12 protein-coding genes are annotated in these 12,486 nt (G+C 67.4%); 8 read left to right on the top strand and 4 right to left on the bottom strand.

Translation table 11 applies throughout. The features are described from left to right. Nucleotides 1–143 precede the first annotated feature (143 nt). Nucleotides 144–1,190: an N-acetylglucosamine kinase gene (locus tag ACFFGN_RS24675; protein ID WP_380051786.1), complete on the bottom strand. Its 1,047-nt coding sequence runs from the start codon at nucleotides 1,188–1,190 to the stop codon at nucleotides 144–146. Nucleotides 1,191–1,386: 196 nt separating this feature from the next. On the opposite strand from ACFFGN_RS24675, the gene ACFFGN_RS24680 reads away from it, so the two are divergent. The 6 genes from ACFFGN_RS24680 (at nucleotide 1,387) to ACFFGN_RS24705 (ending at nucleotide 7,550) form a co-directional block, all read left to right on the top strand. Next, the gene (locus ACFFGN_RS24680) at nucleotides 1,387–2,172 is read left to right on the top strand and encodes a sugar isomerase domain-containing protein (RefSeq protein WP_380051788.1); all 786 of its coding nucleotides are present in this window, start codon (nucleotides 1,387–1,389) and stop codon (nucleotides 2,170–2,172) included. 21 nt (nucleotides 2,173–2,193) lie between these two features. Then, a complete protein-coding gene (gene ngcE, locus ACFFGN_RS24685) occupies nucleotides 2,194–3,621 on the top strand; it encodes an N-acetylglucosamine/diacetylchitobiose ABC transporter substrate-binding protein (protein WP_380051790.1) in 1,428 nt (475 codons plus the stop codon). 27 nt (nucleotides 3,622–3,648) lie between these two features. Continuing rightward, on the top strand, nucleotides 3,649–4,560 hold the full coding sequence (locus tag ACFFGN_RS24690; protein WP_380051792.1) for a carbohydrate ABC transporter permease: 912 nt from the start codon (nucleotides 3,649–3,651) through the stop codon (nucleotides 4,558–4,560). Nucleotides 4,561–4,570: 10 nt separating this feature from the next. After that, nucleotides 4,571–5,467, top strand: coding sequence for a carbohydrate ABC transporter permease (locus ACFFGN_RS24695; protein WP_380051794.1), 897 nt, complete (start codon nucleotides 4,571–4,573; stop codon nucleotides 5,465–5,467). Nucleotides 5,468–5,478: 11 nt separating this feature from the next. Next, nucleotides 5,479–6,855 carry an N-acetylglucosamine/diacetylchitobiose ABC transporter substrate-binding protein gene (gene ngcE, locus ACFFGN_RS24700; RefSeq protein WP_380051796.1) on the top strand — a complete coding sequence of 459 codons (1,377 nt, stop codon included), beginning with the start codon at nucleotides 5,479–5,481 and terminating at the stop codon, nucleotides 6,853–6,855. Nucleotides 6,856–6,956: 101 nt separating this feature from the next. Continuing rightward, on the top strand, nucleotides 6,957–7,550 hold the full coding sequence (locus ACFFGN_RS24705) for a hypothetical protein (protein ID WP_380051798.1): 594 nt from the start codon (nucleotides 6,957–6,959) through the stop codon (nucleotides 7,548–7,550). A 266-nt stretch (nucleotides 7,551–7,816) separates the two neighbouring features. On the opposite strand, the gene ACFFGN_RS24710 is transcribed toward ACFFGN_RS24705, so the two are convergent. After that, nucleotides 7,817–8,323, bottom strand: a complete 507-nt coding sequence (locus tag ACFFGN_RS24710) for an alpha/beta hydrolase (RefSeq protein ID WP_380051800.1) — start codon at nucleotides 8,321–8,323, stop codon at nucleotides 7,817–7,819. Nucleotides 8,324–8,427: 104 nt separating this feature from the next. Here ACFFGN_RS24710 and ACFFGN_RS24715 point away from each other — a divergent pair, with 104 nt between their 5' ends. Together ACFFGN_RS24715 and ACFFGN_RS24720 are read left to right on the top strand one after the other, a co-directional pair. Beyond that, nucleotides 8,428–8,940 (top strand): 2'-5' RNA ligase family protein, encoded by a 513-nt coding sequence (locus ACFFGN_RS24715; RefSeq protein ID WP_380051802.1) that lies wholly within the window; start codon nucleotides 8,428–8,430, stop codon nucleotides 8,938–8,940. Between the two features lie 81 nt (nucleotides 8,941–9,021). Then, nucleotides 9,022–10,122, top strand: coding sequence for a YihY/virulence factor BrkB family protein (locus tag ACFFGN_RS24720; protein ID WP_380051804.1), 1,101 nt, complete (start codon nucleotides 9,022–9,024; stop codon nucleotides 10,120–10,122). A gap of 50 nt (nucleotides 10,123–10,172) precedes the next feature. Here the strand turns inward: ACFFGN_RS24720 and ACFFGN_RS24725 are convergent, their stop codons facing one another. Further along, nucleotides 10,173–11,471 (bottom strand): D-alanyl-D-alanine carboxypeptidase family protein, encoded by a 1,299-nt coding sequence (locus tag ACFFGN_RS24725; RefSeq protein WP_380051806.1) that lies wholly within the window; start codon nucleotides 11,469–11,471, stop codon nucleotides 10,173–10,175. Nucleotides 11,472–11,525: 54 nt separating this feature from the next. Next, a complete protein-coding gene (locus tag ACFFGN_RS24730; RefSeq protein ID WP_380051808.1) occupies nucleotides 11,526–12,479 on the bottom strand; it encodes a zinc metalloprotease in 954 nt (317 codons plus the stop codon). Between the last annotated feature and the right edge of the window lie 7 nt (nucleotides 12,480–12,486).

The following is a 12,486-nucleotide window of genomic DNA, read 5'->3' on the forward strand; positions in this document are numbered from 1 at the left end:
CCAAGGCGAAGAGGCGCGCACCGGGCCGGAACCAGCGACCTACGGCGACAGGCCGGGGCGAAACGGGGCGAAGGACGGGCAGCCCAGGGGATCGGGATCGGGCGGCAAGGGTGGATATCCTCGCGGACCTCAGCTCATCACTGTTAGGAGTGGGGGCGGGTGAGGGTGGTGTGGGCGGTGGGGGTGGCTAGGGCGGGGTCCAGGGCGGAGAGGGCTAGCCAGGTTGCGCCGCCTACGCCGTCGCGGGCGGTTCGGACCTCGCCGGCGAAACGTTCGGCGATGGTTTTGCGTAGGGCCTGACCGACTGGTGAGCCGTCGCCGGCGACACTTCCCGCGAGGACCAAGGGACGGGTGTCTTCCGTTGTCCTGATCCGGCTGACCGTCTCTGTGAGCAGTTCGGCTGCGCGTTTCACCAGGGCCTGCGCGGCCGGGTCGCCGGCGTCGTACGCGTCCACTACGACCCGGGCCAAAGCCGCCAAGGTGACGGGCGGCTGGGCATTCACGGCGCAGACCAAATCGTCACGCAGCTGGTCGAAACCGGGCCGCCGGGGGGTGATCGAGCTGGGACCGTCCGGCAACAGCGCGCTGATCACTCCTGCACCGAGCGTGCCCGTCGGTTGACCGAGGTCCAGAGCGCGCAACACACTGCGCACGGCTTCGCGGCCGAGCCAGAAGCCGGAACCGTCGTCACCGAGCAACCACCCGTGGCCGTCCGCCGTACGGGTCAGCCGGTGATTGACGACGGCGCCCGCGGCGCTGCCCGTGCCCGCGATCAGCGCGGTGCCGTCAGGCTCGGCTGTGCCTGACGCGAAAGCGACTTCGAGGTCGCCGATGTAGTCCGCGTGGCAGGTCAAACCGGCGTCCGACCAGGCCGCGTCGAACCGGGCCCGCACCTCTGGATTCGCCAGTACGGCGCCGCCCGCCGCGCCGATCACGGCGGCGCCGACGGTCTTCGGGTCGATTCCGGCGAGCGCTTGCCGCAAGGCCTGCCCGAGAGCGGCCGCGGCACTGGCCGGATGGCTGGTCGGATTGCCGCCACCGGCGGACCCGCGGCCGACTACCGTGCCGTCATGGGCCGCGATCAGGATCCGGGTCGAGGTTCCACCCAGGTCTCCGCCCAGGACCAGTGGGCTCGCTGGCCTGGAGACCACCTTCCGCGCTGGTTCCGGAACAAGGCCCACATTCGTCATCTGCGTTACTCCAAACTGCGCAAAGAGCGGGTGTTATGAACACTTTCGATCAAGGTCACGCAACGGTCCCGATCTGACGAGAAGAACGAGATGAGCCTTGACTTTAGGTGCCAGGTGAGAAAAGTTCTGTCCAGCAAAGCGCAAAGTTGCGCACTTGTCGGCACCAAGTGTGTCGCGATGCGCGCAGATGCGACAGATGGACGAGTTGAGGGGTAGGGCGTACATGGCCAGCACGGTCAGTGCGGAGGGGTATCTGGAGGCACTGGCACCGATCATGGCCGCGGTCTCGGCGCAGGCGGACGGCCCGATTCAGACGGCCGCCGATCTGGTCGTCGAATCGTTGCGTGCCGACGGTGTCGTGCAGGCGTTCGGTTCGGGTCACTCCGAGGCACTCGCGATGGAGATCGCGGGCCGCGCCGGTGGACTGGTGCCGACGAACCGGATCGCGTTGCGCGATCTGGTGCTACTCGGTGGCGAACCGCGCGAGGTACTGAGCAGCGGCATTCTGGAGCGCGATCCCACGGTCGCCGCCCGGCTCTACGACCTGACCGCTCCGGCCGCCGCCGACATCTTCGTGATCGCGTCGAACTCCGGCGTGAACGGTTCGATCGTCGAGCTGGCGCGGATCGTCAAGGAGAAGGGCCACAAGCTGATCGCCCTTACCTCCCTGCAACACACTTCCGGGGTCGAGTCCCGTCATCCATCCGGAACGAAGTTGATCGATCACGCCGACGTCGTACTGGACAACGGCGCGCCGTACGGCGACTCGGTGCTGGAGCTGCCCGGTGGTGGCAGTGTCTGTGCCGTGTCGTCCATCACCGCCGCCCTGCTGGCCCAACTGCTCGTCGCCGAAGTGGTACGACGGCTGACCGAAGCCGGTGAGACTCCGCCGGTCTATCTGTCCGCGAACATCCCGGGCGGGGACGACCACAATCACGTCCTGGAAGCAAGGTACGACGGCCGGATCCGTCGTACTGCCTGAAACAATTTGGAAGGTGGACCAATGACCGCTCCCCTCAACCCGTCGCGCCGCGCGTTCCTGCAGCGCAGCGCGGTCGCCACGCTGATGGCCGCCGGCGGTGGCACCCTGCTGTCCGCCTGTGCCAGCGGCGGTGGCGGTGACACCGGCAGCAGCAGCGACGGTGGCGGCGAGAAGACCGCCGAGAACCCGTTCGGTGTGAAGGCCGACGCGCCGCTCGATGTCGTCATCTTCAAGGGCGGCTACGGCGACGACTACGCCAAGTTCCACGAGGAGCTGTACAAGAAGAAGTTCAGTGGCGCCGAGATCAAGCACGCCGGCATCACCGACATCACCCCGCAGCTGCAGCCGCGCTTCAACGGTGGCAACCCGCCGGACGTGATCGACAACGCCGGCGCCTCGCTGCTGCCGTTCTCGACGCTGGCGAGCACCGGTCAGCTGGCCGACCTGACCCCGCTGCTGGACGCGGCGTCGATCGACGACCCGAACGTCAAGGTCAAGGACGCGATCGAGCCGATCGCGATCGAGGCGGCCCAGCTCGAGGGCAAGCCGCTGGTGATGAACTACGTGCTCACCGTGTACGCCATCTGGTACAACAAGAAGCTCTTCAGCGAGAAGGGCTGGGAGCCGGCCAAGGACTGGAAGGGTTTCCTCGCGCTGTGCGAGGAGATCAAGAAGGCCGGTATCGCGCCGATCGCCTACCAGGGCAAGCACCCGTACTACATGGGCCAGGTACTGCTGGACATGGCCGTCAAGCACGGTGGCCACGAGGTCATCCACGCGATCGACGGTCTCGAGCCGAACGCCTGGAAGTCGCCGTCGATCAAGGCCGCGGCCGAGGCGATCCTCGAGCTCAAGGGCAAGGGCTACTTCATGCAGGGCACGGACGGTCTGGACCACATCCAGTCGCAGACCGCCTGGAACCAGGGCAAGGCCGCGTTCATTCCCAGCGGTTCCTGGCTGGAGAACGAGCAGAAGCCGGTCGCGCCGAAGGACTTCCTGACCACGGCGGCCTACACCCCGCTGCTCGACGGCTCGAAGCTGCCGGTCGACTGCACCGAGATCAGCGCCGGTGAGGGCTTCATCGTGCCGGAGAAGGCCAAGAACAAGGCCGGCGGTATGGAGTACCTGCGCATCATGCTGTCGAAGGAAGGTGCCGGCAAGTTCACCGAGATGACCGGTTCGCCGACCATCGTCAAGGGTGCCGCCGAGGGCCTCAAGCTGAGCCCGGGCGCCGAGTCGTCCAGCGCGCTGCTGACCTCGGGTGCCGACAACAACTGGACCACGTACTTCACCACGTGGTACTCCACGATGAACAAGCCGGTCTACAGTGTTGTGGCCGAGCTGTGCGCCGGCCGCGTCACGGCCGACGAGTTCATGAACCGCGTCCAGAAGATCGCTGACGACACCGCCAAGGACCCGAAGACGGTCAAGCGGACCCGCGAAAAGTGATCCTCAGCCCCCTGCATTAGGAGAGAGATGCGGCACGGCAGTTATCGGTTCGTCGCGAGTTTCCTCGCGATACCGCTCGCGTTGTATGCGATCTTCGTGATCTCACCGTTCGCCCAGGCGTTCTACTACTCGCTGACGGACTGGACGGGCATTTCACCGAAGTTCAATTTCGTCGGTCTGGAGAACTTCAAGACCCTGGCCAACGACGCCGTCTTCCGGACGGCACTCGGCAACAACGTGATCTTGTTGATCGGTCTGCCGACCGCGACGATCCTGCTCGCGCTGTTCTTCGCCTACCTGCTCAACGTGGGTGGCCGGGCGAACAGCGCGGGCGTGCAGGGGGTCCGTGGTAACGGTTTCTACAAGCTGGCCTTCTTCATGCCGCAGGTCCTGTCGGTTCCGGTCATCGCCGTCATCTGGTCGGTGGTGCTGAACTCACAAGACAGCGGTCTGGCCAACTCGGTGCTGGAGAAGATCGGCCTGGGGCCCTCGGGCTTCCTGGCCGATCCCAACCTGGCGCTGTACTGCGTGATGTGGGTGCTGATCTGGGGCAGCGTCGGGTTCTACCTGGTGCTGTTCAACGCGGCCATGTCGGGTATTCCGAAGGACATCTTCGAGGCGGCGATCATCGACGGCGCCACCCGGTTGTCGACGTTCTTCCGGATCACCCTGCCGCTGCTGTGGGACACGATCCAGACGTCCTGGGTCTACCTGGCGATCCTCGCCCTGGACGCCTACGCCCTGGTCGCGGTGATGACCGCGGGTCCCGGCGGCCCGGACAACTCGACCCAGGTGATGGGTCTGCAGATCGCCGACAACGGCTTCCAGTACGGCCGCGCGGGTTATGCCTCGGCGATGGGTGTGGTGCTGTTCTTCCTCACCCTGATCATCGCCGCCGTCATGCTCCGGGCCACCCGTCGCGATCGCATCGAATACTGAGGAACCTGAGATGACTCTGCAACTGGACGTCGAGGGCAAGTCCTCGGTCAACCCGCCGGTGGTTCAGCCCGCCGGCGCCAAGGACCGTTCGTTCAGCCCGGTCAACGTGTTCTCGCACACCGCGCTGATCGCCTGGACGCTACTGGTCACGGTGCCGTTCGTCTGGGCGCTGATCGCCTCGCTGAAGAGCACCGGCGAGATCTTCGGCGACAGCCCGTGGGCGCTGCCGAAGGAACTGCTGTGGGAGAACTTCTCCCGCGCCTGGAGCAAGGGCGTCGGCGACTACCTGCTGAACAGCGCCGTCGTGGTCACCGGTGGTGTCATCGGCACGATGCTGTTCGGCTCGATGGTGGCCTACGTGCTGGCCCGGTACGAGTTCCCCGGCAACCGCTTCATCTACTACCTGTTCGCCGCGGGCATGATGTTCCCGACCTTCCTGGCGATCGTGCCGCTGTTCTTCGTGGTGCAGAACTTCGGCATGATCTCGACGTACCAGGGTCTGATCCTGGTCTACATCGCCTACTCGCTGCCGTTCACGGTGTTCTTCATGCACGCGTTCTTCCGGACGCTGCCACAGTCGATCGCCGAGGCCGCGCTGGTCGACGGCGCCTCGCACACCGTGGTGTTCTTCCGGGTGATGCTGCCGATGGCCAAGCCGGGTCTGCTCAGCGTCGGTATCTTCAACGTGCTCGGCCAGTGGAACCAGTTCGTGCTGCCGTCGTTCCTGTCGCCGCAGAAGCCGGTGCTCTCCCAGGGCATCGCCACCCTGCTCGGCAGCCAGCGCTACGAGAACGACTGGGGCGCGCTGTTCGCGGCCCTGACGATCGCGATGGTCCCGGTCGTCGCGGTGTACCTGATCTTCTACCGGCAGGTCCAGGCGGGTCTCACCGGCGCCACTTTGAAGTAGCCTCTGGACTCGTGAACCCCGACCACCGGCCGACCCGCCGCGCTGTCCTTCGCCAGGCCCTGGCCTCGGCGGCCGTGCTGACGCTGGCCGGTTGCTCGGAAGACAAGCCCGCGCCCTCCGCGCCCGACCCGAACAATCCGTTCGGGGTGGGCGCGGACAGCGTTCTGGACGTTGCGGTCGCCGACGGGCGGTCGGGTGATACCAAGGTGCCGCTCGAGCTGTACAAGCAGAAGTTCCCGCAGGCCACGGCGACGGTGGTGGCCCTGCCGCAGCTGGCCACGGCGCTGCAGCCCCGGTTCGACGCCGGCAATCCGCCGGACGTGGTGCACAACTCGGGCCCCGATCAACTTGCCCTCAGCAACCTTGTCGCCGGCAACGGCCTGTCCGACCTCGCGCCGTTGCTCAAGGCCCCTTCCTGGGATCGGCCGCAACGCACCGTCGGTGACAGCCTGGTGCCGGGCACCCTCGAATCAGGCTCGTACGACGGAACCGCGCGCGCCATTCCGTACGTCGCCACCGTGCACGCCATCTGGTACTCGGCGCCGCTGTTCGAGCGGCGCGGCTGGGAGGTACCGCGGAGCTGGACCGAGCTGATCCGGACCGCGATCACCTTGAAAGCCAAGGGTTTGGCGCCGTTCACGTTCGCGGGCGCCCATCCGTACTACATCCTCGAGCCGATCCTCACCCAGGCCGCGAAATCCGGTGGTCACGAGGTGATGGTTGCCCTCGACAACCTCGAGGACGGCGCCTGGCATCACCCGGGCCTGCAGTCCGCGCTGAAGGCCTTCGGTGAACTCTCCAGCCGGGGCTTGGTGCTGAAGGGGTCACACGATCTCGACCACACCGCCTCGCAGACCCGGTTCCTGACCGGCAAGGCGGCGTTCCTGCCCTGCGGCAACTGGCTCGAGAACGAGATGGCCAAGGTGCTGCCGAAGGGGTTCGGCCTGACCGCGCTGGCGATTCCGCCGCTCGATGACGCGAAGCTGCCGAACGGCGTGCACGTGGCCTTCGAACAGCCGGTGGTGCTGGCGGAGAAGGCCCCGAATCCGGCGGGTGGTGCCGAGTTCATCCGGGCCATGCTGTCGGCGCCGGCGGCCTCGGCGTACGCCGCCACCACGAACACCCTCACCGTCGTACGGGGTGCGTATGACAGCGAGCAGGCCAGTACGGCGGTGCGGTCCGCCGGGAAGCTGCTCGATCTCGCCGGTGACCAGGTCATTCGCTGGTACTTCGACCGGTGGTACCCCACGCTCGCGCAGACCGCGGCGGACGCCACCGGCGCGTTCATGGCCGGCGCGTTGACGTCGGCCGAGTGGAGCAATCGGTTGCAGAAGGCCGCCGACACGCTCAAGCAGGACAAGTCCGTGCCCAAGTACCGCCGCGACTAACCGCCTCCCGCACAGGCGGACTTTGGTGCGGCTGTAACAAGCCGGTTCTGACGCGCTCTTGGTCCTTCGACAGCCTGTTGCCGATGGAAAGAAGGGCGATCATGAGCGCCGATCGCGATATGTCCAGCAAGTTCGCCACCGCACGTGCCGCAGGCGGTCCCCGGCGTCGGCTCGCCGTGGTCGCGGGCCTGACCGCTGCCATGGTGCCGCTTGCTCCCGCGGCCCACGCCGCAACTGCCGATCCGCACGAGTGGCACGAGACGCCGACCGGGCTGAAGACCTACGTGCCCTATTCGATCGATCCCGGTGGCACCGCGCTCTGGACCGTCGGCGCCTTCAATGATCGCGAAGGCTTCCGGCCGGTCGCCGCCCGGTGGGACGGCGTGACCTGGCAGCCGACGCGGCAGCCTCTCGCCGCCGGACGCCTACTCGACGTCGATGCGGTGAGTCCGCACAACGGAGGCGGTGCCGAGACTCCGGAGGGCGGATTCGCCTATCGCTACGACGGTAGGAAGTGGGCGCCTCTCAACGACAGCGTGATCGGTAGTCCTGGCTATCCCTACGACCTTGAAGCGCTGTCCGCCAGCGACCTGTGGGTAGCGGCGTTCGACGGGTCAAGCACTACGACGGCAAGACCTGGACCGAGGTGGCAACTCCGGCGGAGGGTGCCGAGCTCAACTCCCTCAGTCTGGTGAGTGGGCTCCCGGTGGCGGTCGGCGAAACGCGGGAGGACGGACCCTACGTCCTGCGTATGACCAAGAACGGCTTCGAACGGCAGGCGGACCCAGCGGGCGCGGCCAACCTGTTCGCCTCGGCGAGTGCGGCAGGGCAGGCTCTGGGTCGGTGGCTTCGGCGACGAAACCGGATCGTCCGACAGCTACCTCGGGTTTCACTCGCGGCAATTGAGCGATCAGGCCGGCCAGACCACTTGATCGAGGAAGTCCTCCACCGCCGTCGCAACCTACCCGAGTACGGCGGTGGAGGCCGCGAGCCGTCCGGGTACGTACATTCCGTGATCGGCCCCGTCGACCTCGAGCACGTACGGCGTGAGTTCCCGGGCCAGGGCGGAGTCCCACGACGGGTCGGCCGTTCCACCGACCAGCAGGTACGGTGCGGCCGACCGGCGTAAGCCGTCGACGACCCATTCCTGGGTCAGCAGCGGCGTCAGCCAGACCGCGGGCAGATCGTTGTCCGCCGCAACAGTGGACCCGTGACTGCCCAGGGATTTCCCGACCAGCAAGGTGCCGGCGGGATCGCAGTCTCGCACGTGCGGCGCGATCTGGGCAGCAACGAGAGCACCGATCTCGTTTTCGGGCAGTGCTCTCAGTTCGTCAACGTGCTGCCACCAGATGGGCCTGGCCTCGGCGCCCCGGGCGACGGCCGCGTCGGTGGCGAACATCGGCAGCGGCGCGCAGGGGCCGCCCAGACCACCGGGGGCGGTGATCACTGCGCGTGGTGAAGTGGGCATAGGATGAACGGTATGACCATTGTGGGCCTCCCGGGTGCGACGGTCGGCCCCTTCGCTGGCAGAATCAGCGGCATGTCTGCCGCCGTCTCCGACGACACCACGCGATGACGACCATCGGCGTCGCGATCCCGATCCCGGAACCGTTCGGCTCGGAGTTGCAGAAGCACCGTGCCGACTTCGGTGATCCGATGGCCTCGTCGATCCCGACCCACGTCACGCTGCTGCCGCCGACCGAGATCGCCGACGAAGATCTCAAGCTGGTCGACGAGCATCTGACCGACGTGGCCGCGCGGTTCCCGAAGTTCCGGATCCGGCTGCGCGGTACGGCGACGTTCCGGCCGATCTCGCCGGTGGTGTTCGTACCGCTCACCGAGGGCATTTCGTCGTGTGAGGTGCTGCAGGGCCAGGTTCGGTCCGGCCCGCTCGAGGTGGAGCTGCGCTTCCCGTACCACCCGCACGTGACGATCGCGCACGACCTGGAGAAGGAACTGCTGGACCGGGCCTACGAGGCGCTCGCGGACTACGACTGCCTTTTCGATGTGGTTGCCTTCAGCCGTTACGAACACGGCTCGGACGGTGTGTGGCGCCCGCAACGCGACTTCCCCCTGGCAGGCTGACCTTCGCGTGAACGGTTCGCCGTTCAGGCTGTGGCGAACCGCCGCACGAATGGGAACCTAGCGACGGGGTAATGGTTGTCAATGGCGATCAAGGAGCGGGCCAAGGCGGTCTGGGCGCGGTTCTCGCGGACTCAGGTGTGGCGTGCCTGGAAGCGGTACGGCGACCGCCGGGGTAACCGCCTCGCGGGCGCGACCAGCTTTTTCGCGTTCCTGTCGATGTTCCCGTTGATCGTGCTGGCCGCCGCGGTGACGGCCGCGCTGCTCGGCGACGAGCGCGTCGGCACGGTCAAGAAGGTGCTGCGGGAGAACCTGCCCGGCATCGGCGACAAGATCGACATCGACGGCCTGGTCGCCAACGCGGGCAGCATCGGTCTGATCTCCGGCGCCTCGCTGCTGATCACCGGCCTGGGCTGGATCGACTCGCTGCGGGCCTCGATCCGATCGATGCACGAGCTGGACGACCAGCCGGGCAACGCGATCAAGCTCAAGCTGGTGGACCTCGGCGCGCTGGTCGGCCTCGGTCTGATCGGCCTGTTCGCGACGGCGTCGTCCTCGATCCTTGGTGGACTGGTCGGCCAGATCGTGGAATGGGCCGGTATGGAAGGAACCTGGCTCGCGAAGTGGGGCCTGCAGGGGCTGAGCGCCATCCTCGGTATAGCCTCGGGTGCGCTGTTGTTCCTCTACATGCAGACCGCGATGCCCCGGATCATCCTGCCGCGCAAGGTGGCGGTCATCGCGGCCGTTGCCGGAGGCATCCTGTTCTTCGCGGCGCAGAAGCTCGGCAATCTCTATGTGAACAAGGTGCTCGGCGGCAACGCGGCCTACGGCACGCTGGCGCTTCCGCTGGCTCTGCTGGTCTGGATCTATCTGATGACCAGGGTGATCATGCTGATCGCCGCCTGGACCAAGGAAGCCACCCTCGACCATCGCTGGCACACCGGCGAGGCGGCCGAGGCGGCCCGCGCCGCACTGCCGACCGGTACGTCGCCCCGCGAGGATTCCGCGCGGAAGGCCGGTGACTTGATCCAGGGCCCGGCCGGCATCAAGTACAAGGTGGTTCCAATCCCGGAACGCAAGGCCGACACGGTCGCGGTAGCCGCCGGCGCGGTCCTCGGCGCCACCGCAACCGCGCTGGGCCTCGGCGCCACCCGCGCCGTCCGCACCTTCCTCCGCAAGGACTGACCTCACGCCGTACGACGCCCTCGGCCGCGCGCCGCAGCGCCGTACGAAGCTCAGCGCGATCGTTCCCGGTCACAAGGGTCCGATGAACGGCGACACGCCTGGTCACAAGGGTCCGATGAACGGCGACACGCCTGGTCACAAGGGTCCGATGAACGGCGACACGCCGTGTTAGCGGCGGCGGAGGGTGCGGCGGGAGCGGGAGCGGGAGCGGGGGCTGGGGCGGGGCGGGGGCGGAAATAGAAGAGGGCGAGGGCCGCTGGGGGGAGCAGGAACAGCCAGATCGGTAGGCCGAGGATGTCGGTGCCGCCGAGGTGGACCGGTACGCGGACCGGTTGAGTGGCCGGGGCGGTGTCCTCGTGGCCGGAGGTCCCGGCGCGATTCACCACGCGCGGTTTCGTCGCCTGGCCACCTCGGGCGGCGGCGACATCCGTGGCCGTGATCAGGCGGCCGATCGGTTCGACCTTGTCCCGGTTGGCGAAACCCCAGTCCAGCAAGGTGGCGGCGTCGGCCGTCACGCCGTGCGGGGAGTTCAGCAGCGTGACCACCAGGGTGTGCCCGTCGCGAGTCGCGGCACCGATGAAGGTGTTGCGGGCGAGGGTGGTGTAGCCGGTCTTGACGCCGATCGCGCCGTCGTACTTGAAGAGCAGGCTGTTCTGATTGGCCACCTGGTATCGCCCGGCGTTGTCCGCGAGCGGGTAGGTGATCAGCTTGGTCGAGACGTACCGCCGGAAGTCGGGCCGGGCCAGTCCGGCGCGGGCGAACAACGCGAGGTCGTAGGCGCTGCTGAGCTGGCCGTCGCCGTCGAGGCCGGTCGGATCGGTGACGTGGGTGTCGAAGGCGCCGAGATGAGCCGCGGTCGCGTTCATCCGCGCGATCGTCGCGGGTACGCCGCCCTGGTCGTGGCTCGACAGGGCGTTCACCGCGTCGTTGCCGGAGGCGAGGAATAGCCCTTGGAAGAGCAGGTCCACGCTGTACGTCAGACCAGGATGAACGCCGACCTTGCTGCCCTCGATGGCGGCGTCTTCGTACTTGCCGACGATCTTGTCGGTCTTGTTCAGCCTCGGCAGCAATACGAGCGAGGTGAGCGTCTTCAGCGTGCTGGCGGGTCTCAATTGGGCGTGCGGCGCCTTCGCGGCGAGCACCTCGCCCGTACCGATGTCCGCGATCAGCCACGCGCCGGCCTTCACCACCGGCGGCGGCTGTCCACCTTCGGACTCGACGGTGGCGGTCGTTCCCAGCCGCGTACCGCCGACGGGACCCGTGAAGGGGTTCCCGTCGGCGGCACTCGCCGTCGCTGCCGGCACGGCCACCAGTGCGGTGGCGGCCAGAGCGGTCAGAAAGACACGCATCGCGGGCACTCTATGCCGCTCCTGGGGGCAGTCGCCGTAAGGGGGTAACCGCCATCAGGCCCGGTACGCCGTCCACATGCTGCTGATCCGGCTGCTCTGACCGGGGCTGAACTGGTTGTAGCAAGAGTCGTACGAGTAGTCCATGTAGTTGCGGATCGGGTCCAGACCGGGCAGCGAGCAGGAGTCGCGGCCGACCGGGCAGCCGTTGGTCGAGCTGCTCTGCGCCGGGGTGTCGGAGACGCGGTCGTTCGTGCTCGTGCAACCGCCCTGGAACGTGTGGTAGAGCCCGAACCAGTGGCCGGCCTCGTGCGTCGCGGTCTTGCCGAGGTTGTAGTTCGCGGCGCTACCACCGGGCAGCGAGGTGTACTGCACGCGAATGCCGTCGATCGACGGGTTCGACGCGTAGTCCCACGGGAAGGTGGCGATACCGAGGTAGCTGAAGTTGACCAGCCAGATGTTCAGCGCGTTCTTGCCGCCCTTACGGGTCTGCGCGCGGTACGTCGTGCTCTGGCCGTCGGTGTGCCAGGTGGAGTTGTTGTACCGGTAGGTCCCGGCCAGCGTGAACGTGAAACCGGTGTTCGCGGCCTGGCTCGACTCCGAACCACCAAAGTTCGAGTTCAGTACGGCGATCTGCTGGGCGATCTGGGTGTTCGTGACGTCGCCGGCGCCGGAGCTGCTGCGCATCACGTGTACGTACACCGGCACGTTCGCGGCGGCGAGCCGGCCGGCCGCGGGCGCCAGGCCACGGGCTTGCTTCGCCTTCACGATCGCGGCGGTCCGTGCGTCGATCTGGGCCATCTCGGCCGCGCTGACCGCGCGGTGGTCGGCGTCGTTGCCGCCACGGGCCGCCGCGGAGGCCGGGATGCCTTCGGGCGTGACGCAGTTCAGCGAGTCCAGGCCGTCGACGGGCAGCTGGGCCGACGCGGACCCGCCGAGCGGGCTGAAGGTGAGCGCGAGGCCGGCCACCAGGACGGCCATCGCGCGGGGGCGGGTGATGAGAGATCGCATGGGGTGC

The sequence above is a fragment of the Kribbella deserti genome (assembly GCF_042434725.1).
GTDB classification, from domain to species: domain Bacteria; phylum Actinomycetota; class Actinomycetes; order Propionibacteriales; family Kribbellaceae; genus Kribbella; species Kribbella deserti.

What these genes read in the sequence shown, in the direction of transcription:
- ACFFGN_RS24675 (WP_380051786.1), bottom strand. Translation starts at nt 1,190, where the DNA reads ATGACGAATGTGGGCCTTGTTCCGGAACCAGCGCGGAAGGTGGTCTCC.
- ACFFGN_RS24680 (WP_380051788.1), top strand. Translation starts at nt 1,387, where the DNA reads ATGGACGAGTTGAGGGGTAGGGCGTACATGGCCAGCACGGTCAGTGCG.
- ngcE (WP_380051790.1), top strand. Translation starts at nt 2,194, where the DNA reads ATGACCGCTCCCCTCAACCCGTCGCGCCGCGCGTTCCTGCAGCGCAGC.
- ACFFGN_RS24690 (WP_380051792.1), top strand. Translation starts at nt 3,649, where the DNA reads ATGCGGCACGGCAGTTATCGGTTCGTCGCGAGTTTCCTCGCGATACCG.
- ACFFGN_RS24695 (WP_380051794.1), top strand. Translation starts at nt 4,571, where the DNA reads ATGACTCTGCAACTGGACGTCGAGGGCAAGTCCTCGGTCAACCCGCCG.
- ACFFGN_RS24705 (WP_380051798.1), top strand. Translation starts at nt 6,957, where the DNA reads ATGAGCGCCGATCGCGATATGTCCAGCAAGTTCGCCACCGCACGTGCC.
- ACFFGN_RS24710 (WP_380051800.1), bottom strand. Translation starts at nt 8,323, where the DNA reads ATGCCCACTTCACCACGCGCAGTGATCACCGCCCCCGGTGGTCTGGGC.
- ACFFGN_RS24715 (WP_380051802.1), top strand. Translation starts at nt 8,428, where the DNA reads ATGACGACCATCGGCGTCGCGATCCCGATCCCGGAACCGTTCGGCTCG.
- ACFFGN_RS24720 (WP_380051804.1), top strand. Translation starts at nt 9,022, where the DNA reads ATGGCGATCAAGGAGCGGGCCAAGGCGGTCTGGGCGCGGTTCTCGCGG.
- ACFFGN_RS24725 (WP_380051806.1), bottom strand. Translation starts at nt 11,471, where the DNA reads ATGCGTGTCTTTCTGACCGCTCTGGCCGCCACCGCACTGGTGGCCGTG.
- ACFFGN_RS24730 (WP_380051808.1), bottom strand. Translation starts at nt 12,479, where the DNA reads ATGCGATCTCTCATCACCCGCCCCCGCGCGATGGCCGTCCTGGTGGCC.